The organism is Kaistia soli DSM 19436, assembly GCF_900129325.1.
In the GTDB taxonomy this organism is placed as follows: Bacteria; Pseudomonadota; Alphaproteobacteria; order Rhizobiales; family Kaistiaceae; genus Kaistia; species Kaistia soli.
In genome coordinates this window covers 16,187-28,931 of the sequence record NZ_FQUP01000009.1, presented here as the reverse complement: position 1 = coordinate 28,931, position 12,745 = coordinate 16,187, and the positions used below count along the sequence as shown (strand labels likewise).

Here is a 12,745-nt window from a genome sequence, read left to right as displayed (position 1 = left end):
CTCGAGCCGGAAGTGTCGATTGAGGCCGAGCTGGCGCGAATAGGCTGGATCGCCAGGCCAGGCCCAGCAATGACAAGACTGTTGCAGTCAGTGGCGACCCGCGCTGCACGCGGGCCGCCAAGGCGATGCTCAGTTCTCGAAGCGCTTGCCGACCAGGTCGACCGTGTCCTTCGTCACAAGCTGCGCGCTCGTGTCGAGATTGGCGGCGGAGACACCGCGGTCGATCTGCAGATAGAGCTGGGCCACGGGCCAGAAGCCCTGCAGGAACGGCTGCTGGCCGAGCGAGCCGGTGAGGGCGCCCGTCCGGATCTGCTCCTGCTGCTTGGGGCCAAGGTCGAAGCCGAAGGCGCAGATCTTGCCATTGAGCTTCAGCTGCGCAACCGCGTCGCCGAGCGCCGGCGTCACGAAGCCGTTGGCCGCGAAGCCGCCGACGACATCGCCGCGCGACTCGATCAGTGAGACGACGGAATTGGTGATGTCGTCCTTGTTGACGTCGATGCCGATATTTTCAGGGCCGGCGTCAACCTTGAAGTCGTTCAGCCGGCCGGCGTCGTTCAACACCTTCACGGCTGCCTCGAAGGCGGCGGTAACGCGGCGGTTGACCTCCTCATTGCCGAGCGTCGTCGTCGACGGGAAGATGATCGAGCCGCCCTTGGCGCCGCTGTCGAGCACGCATTTGGCGAGCGCCTCGCCGCCGATCGCGGCCGCAGCCGAAAGCTGGCCGGTGTGGCTGATCTGCGAGCGGTTCAGGATCTTCGGATCGAACGAGTTCGTCGTCGCGACCGGAATGCCGTTGGCGAAGGCCTTCTTGACGATGTCGTCATACGCGCCCGACTGCGGCGTCGTCATGATCAGGCCGTCGATCGTCGGATCGTTGATCACCTGGTTGAGGATCTCGATCTCGCGCGGAATATCATCGACCGGCGCCTCCGAGCCGAGCTTGATGAGGTTGATGCCGAAGGCATCGGCGGCAACCTGGGCGCCGACATAGGTCGGGTCGAAGAAGCCGTTGCCGGCGGTGTGGGTAATGATCGCGAAGGTCAGCTTGCCGTCCTTCGAATGAAAGTCCTTTGTGGCTGGCGCTTCCTTGGCCGCGTCCTGGAAGCTGTAGCCGCCCACGGCCTTGTCCAACGAGCCGGACTGGGCATAGGCGTATGTGCCGACGAGCGAGACGGCCGCGCCGAGCGCGAGCGTCTTCATGAGCCTGGTCATTCTTTTCCTCCCGAAAGATCCCCGGACGTTTCCTCCCCGTCCGAGATGGCGCAGCATATTGAAGGGTTTGGCGTGCCGCAACGGCCGTTCCGGTTGAGGTCAAGAAATTCCAAGGTGTTATTCGTATGATAAACTACCCATTTGGCGCGGGTATCTTTTGCGCTGCAGGATTTTTGCTGTGCGGACGCACACAGTCTTGAGAAGAACTTGTGCGGCGCGGCAGAACGATCGAAGAGTTCAGCCGCTGTGCCGCTTGCTGACAGCGCGAAGACGCTTCGATGCCGTCTCGATCTCGGCCAACGTCGATGCATCATCGATATTGGCGAGGAACGGTGCCAGCGGCCCGGTTTCGGCGATCTCGGCGAGGCGGACGGCCTCATGCAGCACCCGGATCGGCGAATAAGCATCACGCAGATCTTCGAGCGGCAGGAAATGGGCGCGGAGTTCCGCCGCCGCGTGACTGTCGCCGCCTTTCAGCGCATGCAGGATCGCGGTCGACAGGTGCGGGGCGATGCACACCGATCCTGACGTGAAGCCTGCAAGGCCGAACTCGCCAAGATGGGCGATCACCGGCCGCTCGCCGATGCCGCTGACGATCCGCTCCGCCGAGCCGACGGCGTCGAGCATCGCCGACAAAGTTGCATCGACGGCCGGGTTGGTGTGTACGATCGCATATTTCAGCGCGCAGATTGCGCCATCCTCGAACAGCGCCGCGAGATCACGCGGGGCGAGATAACCCTCATTTCGCACATACGCGACGAGCGGCCGCCCATAGCGATCGGCGAGGCGGCGCAGCCCCGTCGCGACACCGGCCGGAGTGGTTGCCGCGCTAGCTGGCAGCAACATCGCGGTCGGAAAGTCGCGCTCGCGGAGTGCGTCGAGCTGGTCGCTCGCCTTGCCATAGTCGGCGCCGATTGAGGGAATCGTCCAGCCGTCATCCGGCGTGACATATTCGAGCAGATCGAGCAGCGCGCCGAACTCGCGAACGCCCATATTGTAGAGATTGGCGTTGCCGCCGAAGAGGAATGTCGAGACACCGCCGGCCACGAGCCAGTCGATGAGGCGTGCCGTCTCATCAGCGGATAGTGATCCGCTGGCCAGGCGCGGCAGCGGCGGCACGCTGATGACGGACCGCGCCAGATCGGCGGGCTCGACCGGATCGGTTTTCATGGCGCCTCTCCCCTGCCTTTGGCTTCCCGAGCTTGCGGCTTCGCATGGTCCGGCGTCAATCGGGCGAACGATATGTGCGTGGGCAGAATGTGGCCCGCGGTCGACGCCCGGCTGACAAAATGGCATGGTCCGTCCCCTGTCCCGCAAGGAAACCGATCCATGCACGATCTCGGCCTCAGCCCGCTGATTCCCACGCTTCACAGGCTGGCGGAATGCCCCGTCTATGACGACCGCACCGACCGTATCCTCTTCTGCAACATCCCGGAGGGCGAGATCCACGGCGTCGACCTCAAGGCTGGCGAAGAGCATATCTGGCGCTTTCCCGAGCTCGTCGCCTCATACGGGCTATGCGAGAGCGGACGGTTTGTTGTCGCGTTGAAGCATAGCGTGGTGCTGTTTGATCCGGCGACCGGCCAGAGCCAGCCGCTGGCGTCCGTGGGTGCTGACACGCCGTCGGTGCGTCTCAATGACGGCAAGGTCGGCCCTGACGGTGCCTTCTGGGTCGGCGGCATCAACGAGGCGGCGGATCGCGCAGCGATCGCGGTGTTGTACCGGGTCGATGCGCAGGGTGCGGTCGAGGCCAAGGTGGACGGCATCAAGGCGTCGAATGGCCTCGCCTTCACGGCTGACGGACGCACGATGTTTCACACCGACACCAGGGGCCCCTGGATCGATCGCTGGCGGTTCGATCCGGCGACCGGTGCAATCTCCGAGCGCACGCGCATCGCCGAGCCCGATGATTCCATCGGGCGGCCGGATGGCGGCGCCGCAGACATGGACGGGTATTTCTGGAGCGCAGGAATCTCGGCCGGGAAGCTCAACCGCTATCAGCCGGATGGCAAGCTCGTCGAAAGCTTCGACGTGCCCGCCGCGCCGACGATGCCGTGCTTCGGCGGCGCGGATGGACAGTCGCTGTTCGTCACAAGCCTCAGGGACGGCCGTTCGGAGGAGCAGCTCGCGCGCTATCCGTTGTCGGGCACTGTCTTCAAGGGCCGCGCATTTGTCGCAGGCGTTCCGGCGTTCCGCTTCCGCGACGTCTAGGGCAGGGCGTGTGGCGGCCGTGGTCGATCCACGGCCGCGCTCTCAGAATTCCTTCAAGGTCGTGCGCAATGTCGGCTGCGTATAGGCCGTCCGGACGAGTCCACGCCGCTGTAGGGCGGGGACGAGACCCTCGGTCACTTCGGTGATGTAGCGGCGGCTTATGCGATGAAACGGTGCCGTGATGAGGAAGCCATCGCCGCCGACGGCCTCCATGACCTCGCCCATGCGTTCGGCCGCCGTTTCGGGCGTGCCGATCAGTTCGACCGATCCGGACATACCGCCATCGATGGCAAGCTGGCGCAGCGTCTTGCCCGACCCCCATTGCTGAAACTTGTCGAGCGAGCCCTGCTCGCCATTCGTCACCAGCTTTTCCGGCAGCGGCTTGTCGAGGTCGTAGGTCGAAAAGTCGATGTCCGTGAAGGAACCAAAAAGAGCCAGGACCCGCTGGACGAATCCAGGCGCGTTCACGGCCCGCTCTGTTTTCGCTCGCGCTTCCTCGACTGTGTCGGCGAGGATCGGTGCGGCGAGGAACAGGATCTTGATCTCGTCCGGGTTACGCCCGATCGCAGCCGCCCGCGCGCGGACATCATCGCGATAGGCCTTCATCCCCTCGATGCCGTTAGCCGTGGCGATGATAGAATCGGCATATTTCGCCGCGAAGGCCCGCCCCTTCGGAGAGCCGCCAGCCTGGACATAAGTCGGACGTCCCTGCGGCATGGGCGCGGTGTTCAGCGGCCCGCGCGATGAGAAATACTGGCCCTTGAAATGGATCGGCCGCACCTTGCTGAAATCCGCATAGGTGTCGGTTTCGCGATCCATGACGATCGAATCGGGATCCCACGAACCAAAGAGCTGGCCGACCAGCTGCATATATTCGTCGGCCATGTCGTACCGCAGTTCGCGCGGCGGGAGCTTTTCGAGCCCGAAATTCTGCGCCGCCGTGTCCTCGCCCGACGTGACAATGTTCCAGCCAAAGCGTCCGCCGGAGATATGATCCATCGTCGCCGCGAGGCGGGCGAGAAGAAAGGGCGGATAGGCGAGCGTCGACATTGTCGTGACGACGCCGAGCTGCTTGGTCGCAGCCGAGATCAGCGCCGCGAGGGGCAGGGGATCGTGCTTCGGCACCATGATCGCGGATTTGAGATAGGCCTCCGTGGTCCCGCCCCAGGCTTCGGGCAGCATCAGGGTGTCTTCGAACATGATGTAGTCGAAGCAGGCGCGCTCCAGCGCCTTCGCCATCTCGACATAGAAGGCACCGTCCCAGGGTTTCCCGCCGGAGGCGAATGGGTCGTTCCATTCGTCGATCCCAAAGGTCGTGAACCAGCCGAGGTGAAAACGATTACCCGCCATGTCTCAAGGATCCCATTCGCATCGTGTCGCATCGCGAGGATGGAATGGCGGCGAGAGGCTGCAAAGGCCAGATATTCGGCAGCGTTTGCCTCGAAAGAAGCCGTCGTCCGAACCGGCCTTCCGCGGCCATCGAGCGCGCAAGGCTGGCGGGCTTCCGCCGATGATACAACCGGCTGATTCCTGAACGATCAGGGCGCCCCGGACGGCGGCTCGCAAGCAAGTCCGAAGGATAGGTTAAGTTGATGGGCCATCGAACGGACAATAAAAAAAGCAAGGCCCTCGCGAGCCTTGCTTTATATAGTTCGCGTTCTACCCCTTCCGTGCCGGGCTTTGTGCCCGAGGGCATTCGAATTGATTATTCGAACCCGGCGGCTGCAGCCTTACGGCGCGCCAGAAGGGGAGCTTCCTCCCAAGACTTAGACCGCGATGCCTGTTGGTGGGACCGTGCTTAAACTTGCCGATCCCTTTCTTATGGTCCGGGACGTTATCCAATGCCGAAGGCCTTGTCATCAATTTGTGCAACCGTCGCCCACTTTTTTTGCGACAGCATGACTGACCTTAGTAAAACATGCTTTCGGATGGTGCGGCGCCTTCATTCCAGTGCGTCGCGGCAAGCTGCGGAGACTGCTGCATTCCTTGCCAGTTACCCTTCGCATTTGCCCGGTTCTCCTTGTAATCGCCGTCGTTTATTGCTTGATGTCGGCCGTTCGACTCGCCCGGAGCCTTTTCCTGATGCGCCTTTCCCGCTCTTTCCTGCCCACGCTGCGCGACACGCCCAAGGAAGCGGAGATCGTCTCCCACCGCCTGATGCTGCGCGCCGGTCTCATTCGCCAGCAGGCCGCGGGCATCTATTCCTGGCTGCCGCTCGGCAAGCGGGTGCTTGCGAATATCGAGCGTATCGTTCGTGAAGAGCAGGATCGCGCCGGCGCGATCGAGGTTCTGATGCCGACGCTGCAGTCGGCGGACCTGTGGCGCGAAAGTGGGCGTTACGACGACTATGGCAAGGAGATGCTGCGCATCAAGGACCGTCACGAGCGCGAAATGCTCTACGGCCCGACCAATGAGGAGATGATCACCGACATCTTCCGCAGCTATGTGCGCTCCTACAAGGAGCTGCCGCTCAATCTCTACCATATCCAGTGGAAGTTTCGGGACGAGGTACGCCCCCGCTTCGGCGTGATGCGCGGCCGCGAATTCCTGATGAAGGATGCCTATTCCTTCGACATCGACGAGGCCGCCGCCCGCCGCTCCTATAACCGCATGTTCGTTGCGTATCTGCGCACGTTCGACCGGCTCGGCGTCAAGGCGATTCCGATGCGCGCCGATTCAGGCCCGATCGGCGGCGATGCAACGCATGAGTTCATCGTGCTGGCCGCGACCGGTGAAAGCGCTGTGTTCCTCGACAAGGAGGCGCTCGACGCGCCCGTCCCCGGCGCCGATACGGACTTCTCGGGCGACCTGACGCCGATCGTCTCGGCTTGGACGACGAAATATGCCGCGACCGAGGAGATGCACGACAAGTCTGCGTTCGAAGCGATCCCCGAAGATCGCCGGCTCGAGGCCCGCGGCATCGAGGTCGGCCAGGTCTTCTATTTCGGCACCAAATATTCGACGCCGCTCGGCGCCAAGGTGAGCGGACCCGACGGTGCCGACCATGACGTCCATATGGGATCGTACGGAATCGGCGTGTCGCGGCTCGTGGCTGCCGTGATCGAGGCGAGCCATGACGATGCCGGTATCATCTGGCCTTCGAGCATCGCGCCTTACCAGGTCGGGCTCATCAATCTGAAGGCGGGCGACGCCAATACCGATGCGGCGTGCGATGGTCTTTATCAGCGCCTCATGAATGCCGGAATCGAAGTCCTTTACGATGATGTCGACGGCAGGGCTGGAGCCAAATTCGCGACCATGGATCTGATCGGACTGCCCTGGCAGCTGATCGTCGGTCCAAAAGGTCTCGCGAATGGCGAGGTCGAGCTGAAACGGCGCGCGACGGGCGAGCGTGAAACGCTTACACTCGACGCTGCGGTGAATCGGCTGGTCGCGGGCTGATCCGCGACGGGCATCCGTCGGCTGCAAGGTGCGATTCCCGCGCCCCTCTGGACAGGATTGCGATGGCGGAGCCGACAGGCACGAGGCCGTTTTCACCGTTTGAATGGATGCTCGCCGGGCGCTATCTGCGCGCCCGTCGCCGCGAGACGTTCATCTCGATCATCGCCGGCTTCTCGTTCATCGGCATCATGCTCGGCGTTGCGACGCTGATCATCGTGATGGCGGTGATGAACGGATTTCGCGGCGAACTGATCGGCAAGATTCTCGGCGTCAACGGTCACATGATCGTCCAGCCGACGGATACGCCGTTTACTGACTTCGCCGATGTCGCCAGCCGCATCGCGATGGTGAAAGGCGTCAAGGCGGCGATTCCATTCGTCGAGGGCCAAGTGCTCGCATCCGGCGCCAGCAATTCGAGCGGCGCCCTGGTGCGCGGCGTGCGCGCGCAGGATCTGCCGAGCCTGCCCGGCATGTCGTCCAATATCCGGCAGGGAACGCTGGACAATTTTGACACCGCCGGCGGCGTCGCGATCGGCACGCGGCTCGCGACAGCACTCGGGCTGACGATCGGCGACAAGATCACGCTGGTCTCGCCGCGCGGCGCGGTGACGCCGATGGGCGTGACCCCGCGCGTCAAGGCCTACCCGATCAATGCCATCTTCGAGATCGGCATGTCGGAATACGACTCCTCGTTTGTCTTCATGCCGTTTTCCGAGGCACAGCTCTATTTCAACCAGGACGACAAGGCGACGGCGGTCGAGATCTATCTCGATGATCCGGAGCAGACCGGCGCGCTGCGATCGGCAATCGAGACCGCCGCGGGACGGCCGGTCCTCGTGACGGACTGGCGCGAGCGCAACATGACGTTCTTCTCGGCGCTCGAGGTCGAGCGGAACATGATGTTCATGATCCTGACGCTGATCGTCCTCGTCGCGGCGCTCAACATCATTTCCGGCCTCACCATGCTGGTGAAGGACAAGGGGCATGACATCGCGATTCTGAGGACGATGGGCGCGACGCGCGGGGCAATCCTCAGAGTGTTCTTCATCACAGGCGCGGCGATCGGCACCTTTGGCACGCTGTTCGGCGTCATTCTCGGGACCATCGTCTGCTGGAATGTCGAATCCATCCGCCAGTTCGTGTCCTGGCTGACGCGGACGGAGATTTTCTCGCCCGAGCTTTATTTCCTTTCGCGCCTGCCGGCGAAGATGGACGGGACCGAGGTCACCAGCATCGTGCTGATGGCGCTGATCCTTTCCTATCTCGCCACTATCTATCCCGCCTGGCGCGCCGCCCGGCTCGATCCCGTTGAGGCACTGCGATACGAATGAGCCAGCCAACGACCACCACGGACAGGCGCATCGAGCGTCGCGCCGCCCCGCCGCCGGTCCTGCGCCTCAAGGGCATCGAGCGCCATTTTCGCGAAGGCGCGGGCCGTCTCAGCATTCTCGATGGCGCGGAGCTTGCCGTCGCGCCAGGAGAACTGGTCGCGCTTGCGGCGCCCTCGGGAGCCGGCAAGTCGACGCTTCTCCACATCGCGGGGCTGCTCGAAAAGCCCGACAAGGGCGAGGTGCTGATCGACGAGGTGCCGGTGAGCGTTGCCAGCGACGCAGAGCGCACGGCGATCCGGCGCATGAAGATCGGCTTTGTCTACCAGTTCCATCACCTGCTGCCCGAATTCTCGGCCCTTGAGAATGTGATGATGCCGCAGCTGATCCGCGGCCTATCGAAACCGGAGGCCGCCAGGCGCGCGAAGGAACTGTTGTCCTATATGCGCCTTGGGGACCGTATCCAGCATCGACCGTCCGAACTCTCGGGCGGTGAGCAGCAGCGCGTCGCGATCGCGCGCGCCGTTGCCAATGCACCGCGCCTGTTGCTCGCCGACGAGCCGACCGGCAATCTCGATCCGACGACTGCGCACTATGTGTTCGATGCGCTGGCGGCGCTGGTGCGAGCCTCCGGCCTCGCGGCGCTCATTGTGACGCACAATATGGAGCTGGCGGAACGCATGGACCGCCGGATCACGCTTCAGGCCGGCAAGGTGGTGGAATTGTGAGCCGTGCAACCGAGCAGAAACTGCTGATTGATGCCCGCATCGCCAATTCGGCTTCGTCTTCATCCTGCGCGATGTATTCCTGATTGCTGGCATGGTCCGCGCCCGGCAGGATCTGGTGAGCGCCGATTATGCAGCGGCCTTGCAACGCTGAATCGGGCGTTGCGCGATTGTGGAATTCGAAGCGGCTCCTCGCGTCAGGACCGGCGATGGTCTTACCTGGAGCGCATTCATCGGCAGCGAGGCCGGTGGGCGGGCGGGGCTTCGTTGAACTTGAAACCGCAGCATGCGAACATGGCGCATCGTCGAGGCTCGAAGCTAAAAAGGCCGCTGGATGACTAATTTGGACGGCACTTCAGCAGTTCTCTCGTTCGGTCGCGGTCGGGTGGTTTTGATTTCGAGGTTCGCCAGCTGGGCGTCCATGCGTGCTGTCGCCGCGCGAGCGCGCGTTGCGGGTGCGGCCGCACTGCAGACTGATTTCGTCGGACTCATGATGCCGGTGCCACGGCACCCGCGATCCTTGACGGTCTAGCTGGCAACGGTGCCATGTCATCATCGGAACTGAACGACCACAGCGCGACGGGCACAAGCCGCCGTCGCCGTTCTTCGTCGTCCAGAAAATCGCGATCCTCAGGAACCCGGTCCGCCGGATTCATCTGGCCGTTGCTCGCAGGTCTGCTCACGATTGTCGCCGCCTTCGCAATCACGCGCCAATACGCCAGCGATGTCCCGGCCGATCCGGATCGTCCCTATTTCGCTGCCGACGGAACGGCGCATTTTCTCGACGGCGCGCAGGATCTCAAGGAGTCGGATCCGGCCGGCGCTCTCGATCTTCTCCGCCAGGCGCTGGTCGTCAGTCCGTTGAATGTCGACGCGCTGGTGAACACCGCATCCATCAAGGCACAGAGCGGCGGCACCGCCGAAGTCGACGCGATCTACCGGCACGTCAGGGACTTAACGAACCGCAACCTGACGACGCTGTACCACGACCTGGACGGCTATATACGGAACAACGACCAGAAGGCGACCATTCGGACGGCCACGCTGATCCTGAATATCATCGTCGGACCGGACAACAGCCTGAACACCTATATCCCGCTGCGTGCCGCATTGATCGACCATCTGGTCTCCCTCTCGGGAGAGGCCGACAACGCCGATCTGATCGTCGCCGGTCTTCAGCGGCGCCCGCTTTGGCGCGGATCGTTCCTCACTGCGCTCGCCCAGAAGGGGCCCGGAACGGCGTTTCCCGACCTCGCGGACAGACTGGGCGATGTTCCCCCAGCAGGCTCGGCCTGGCAGGCCTATCTGCAGCGCCTGATCGGCAGCGGCCAGAGCCGTGCAGCCTTTGCGACATGGGCGAGCCTTCTACCCGCCGACGCTATGGAGCGGCTCGGGTATCTGAACAATGGCGATTTCGAGGATCCGGCGCTGTTGCCGCCCTTTGGGTGGCAGATCAAGGGAACGTCCGGCGCCGATATCGCCTTTGACACGTCGACGAGCGCTAGCGGCGCGACATCGCTCGAGGTGACGTTCGTGGCTCCGGCGGAGTTCCAGAACGTCCAGCAGGTTCTGATCCTCGATCCCGGTGCCTATCAGGTCTCCGGAAAGGTCCGGATGTCGGAACTAAAAGGTGCACGAGGCGTCCAATGGCAGCTCGTCTGCGTCAGCGGAAGCGCGCTGACGCCGAATGGATCGTCGGCTGCTTTCCTCGGATCGAGCGACTGGTCCGACTTCAGCTTTCCGGTCGTGATTCCCGAGGCCGGCTGCGACTACCAGCTGCTCCAACTGGTCGTTCCTGCGCGCATTCGCAGCGAACTGGAGCTGCGTGGAAAGATCTGGTTTGACGATCTCAAGATCGGGCGATCCCCATGAGCGTACGCAGCGCAGCCTCGCCGACGCAGGCCATTCACGGTGTCGCGGACATGCGGGTCCTTCCGGTTTCGCTTCTTCTCGCGGCGGCGATGGTTCTCGGCGGCACTGCGACCGTCGGACTGCGATCCGACATGCTTCTGCAACTGCTAAGCATACCGGTTCTGATGCTGGCTCTCCGCCCGTCGTCCGGTGTATTCGCGCTGCCGCAGGCGCGACTGCCTATCGTCCTGATGCTGGCGACGGCAGCTGTCATGATTCTCCAACTGGTGCCCTTGCCACCCTGGATCTGGACGCGACTGCCAGGGCGCGCTATCGCGCTCCAAAGCCTCGAACTCGCGGGAGTGCCGGCCACCTGGCAGAGCCTCAGCCTGTCATATCATCTGACGGTCTATTCGCTGCTCTCGCTGCTGGCGCCGGCCGCGGTGTTCCTGTCGATAGTCACGCTGGGCTCGAAGCAAAGGCAGTATGTCATATCGGTGGTTCTGGTCGGCGGTCTGCTCAATGTCATCTGGGCGCAGTTGCAGATCGTGTCCCTGAGCGCGATCTCGATCAGCATTCACCAGCTAGGCAATATCGGTTATGCGATTGGATCGTTTTCCAATCGGAACCATTTTTCCGCGATGATCTACATGCTGGCACCGCTCAGCATCGCCCTGATGCTGGACGCGCGTCGTCATACGCATGGCCGAATGCGTTTCTTCGTCATCGGCGCCGTGTCCTTCGTCTTCTTCCTGTTGGGGCTGCTGATCAGCTTCTCGCGCGCTGGCATCGGCATCGGAACGGTCGCGATTATGGCGTGCCTGATTATCGTCCGACGGGAGCGCTCGGGACAGCATCTCAGCCGCCCGATGCTGATCGGCGGCGCGATTGCCGCGGTCGCCGTTGTCGGCATGCTCGTCCTCAATGCGTTCGATCTTCTCGGTGAGCGCGGCCTAGTCGACGACGCGCGCGTGCTGATGCTCAGCAACACCATCGACCTCATCACGCGCTACCCCGGCTTTGGCTCGGGTTTCGGCACGTTCGCCAAGGTCTACCAGATCGGCGAGGCGCCGGAGACGATCCGCTATTATTATATCAACCACGCGCACAACGACTGGCTGGAAATGCTGGTCGAGGGCGGCCTGCCGGTGGCGATCATCATCATTGCCGGCGTGGTATGGCTCGCCCGGCGGATCTACAGCGCATGGAAAGTCCCAACCGGAGACGGCTATCAGAATGTACTGGCCGAGGCCGCCACGATATCGATCGTTGCCGTGCTGCTGCACTCGACGATGGACTATCCGCTGCGAACGACGGCGCTCGCCTCGATTTTTGCGTTGCTCTGCGCACTCGTTTGCGATGCTCCCAGGACAGCGCGCGGCTCATCGGGTTCCCACCCCAGGCATAGCAGCCGTTAGTCCGGCCGGTGACCGGCGGGCAGCGCTTCGTGCCGCCCGAGCCTCCGGCCGGGCTTGCGGGAAGACCGTCTGTGCGCTGCAGCATAAGTGCCGGTTCTACAGCATGGCGTGAGTGTTCCGAGCAAGCGATTTGTCAGCCCAACGGGCGGCGGTCGCGACTTCATGGGATGATTGTGGTCCGCGTTGTTCATAATAACCAGTTCACAGAGCTCACGTTTCATTGTGCCAAGAGTATGAATTGAGAGTCGCAATCAACGTCATATCACTCGACATAATTATGAATAATCTGTATAATCTATGATTTATCCGGTGACAAAGCCGAATAAATTGAATGAAGTATATTATAATATACTATAAATAGACCGCTATAGGCATAGATATTATCTCGTGTGGGTCAATATGACTTATCGGCGTGGCCGCTGTTATTTCCGGCGCTAATCGGACAAAAACGCCGAATTGACCAGGGCTCGCACTACCGCCAAATCAGAATCTTGTTATGATGCGGAGCAATATAAATCGGCTCTCCCGAGGGATAGCTAGGGCGACGGGCTATGCAGGCGAAGGGCCGCTTCGTCGGCAGGAGCGAGGCGCGGCAGAC

At 62.5% G+C, this 12,745-nt stretch carries 9 protein-coding genes; 6 read left to right on the top strand and 3 right to left on the bottom strand.

What is annotated here, in order from left to right; genetic code table 11:
* Positions 1-129: 129 nt before the first annotated feature.
* Together BUB39_RS23315 and BUB39_RS23310 are read right to left on the bottom strand one after the other, a co-directional pair.
* A complete protein-coding gene (locus tag BUB39_RS23315; protein WP_073058470.1) occupies positions 130-1,212 on the bottom strand; it encodes a substrate-binding domain-containing protein in 1,083 nt (360 codons plus the stop codon).
* Between the two features lie 237 nt (positions 1,213-1,449).
* Complete coding sequence (locus BUB39_RS23310) at positions 1,450-2,382, bottom strand: dihydrodipicolinate synthase family protein (protein ID WP_073058469.1); 933 nt, start codon at positions 2,380-2,382, stop codon at positions 1,450-1,452.
* A 159-nt stretch (positions 2,383-2,541) separates the two neighbouring features.
* On the opposite strand from BUB39_RS23310, the gene BUB39_RS23305 reads away from it, so the two are divergent.
* A complete protein-coding gene (locus tag BUB39_RS23305; RefSeq protein ID WP_073058468.1) occupies positions 2,542-3,423 on the top strand; it encodes an SMP-30/gluconolactonase/LRE family protein in 882 nt (293 codons plus the stop codon).
* 42 nt (positions 3,424-3,465) lie between these two features.
* Here BUB39_RS23305 and BUB39_RS23300 read toward each other — a convergent pair whose 3' ends face one another.
* The gene (locus BUB39_RS23300) at positions 3,466-4,773 is read right to left on the bottom strand and encodes an NtaA/DmoA family FMN-dependent monooxygenase (protein WP_073058467.1); all 1,308 of its coding nucleotides are present in this window, start codon (positions 4,771-4,773) and stop codon (positions 3,466-3,468) included.
* A 732-nt stretch (positions 4,774-5,505) separates the two neighbouring features.
* Between BUB39_RS23300 and proS the strand changes: the two genes are divergently transcribed.
* The 5 genes from proS (at position 5,506) to BUB39_RS23275 (ending at position 12,147) form a co-directional block, all read left to right on the top strand.
* On the top strand, positions 5,506-6,825 hold the full coding sequence (gene proS, locus BUB39_RS23295) for a proline--tRNA ligase (RefSeq protein WP_073058466.1): 1,320 nt from the start codon (positions 5,506-5,508) through the stop codon (positions 6,823-6,825).
* Positions 6,826-6,887: 62 nt separating this feature from the next.
* Positions 6,888-8,156: a lipoprotein-releasing ABC transporter permease subunit gene (locus tag BUB39_RS23290; RefSeq protein WP_139251600.1), complete on the top strand. Its 1,269-nt coding sequence runs from the start codon at positions 6,888-6,890 to the stop codon at positions 8,154-8,156.
* Positions 8,153-8,881, top strand: a complete 729-nt coding sequence (locus BUB39_RS23285) for an ABC transporter ATP-binding protein (protein WP_073058464.1) — start codon at positions 8,153-8,155, stop codon at positions 8,879-8,881. The genes BUB39_RS23290 and BUB39_RS23285 overlap by 4 nt, the downstream gene beginning before the upstream one ends.
* A 660-nt stretch (positions 8,882-9,541) precedes the next feature.
* Positions 9,542-10,750 carry a carbohydrate binding domain-containing protein gene (locus BUB39_RS23280; protein WP_073058463.1) on the top strand — a complete coding sequence of 403 codons (1,209 nt, stop codon included), beginning with the start codon at positions 9,542-9,544 and terminating at the stop codon, positions 10,748-10,750.
* Positions 10,747-12,147 carry an O-antigen ligase family protein gene (locus BUB39_RS23275; protein WP_073058462.1) on the top strand — a complete coding sequence of 467 codons (1,401 nt, stop codon included), beginning with the start codon at positions 10,747-10,749 and terminating at the stop codon, positions 12,145-12,147. Before BUB39_RS23280 ends, BUB39_RS23275 begins: the two co-directional genes overlap by 4 nt.
* Positions 12,148-12,745: the final 598 nt, after the last annotated feature.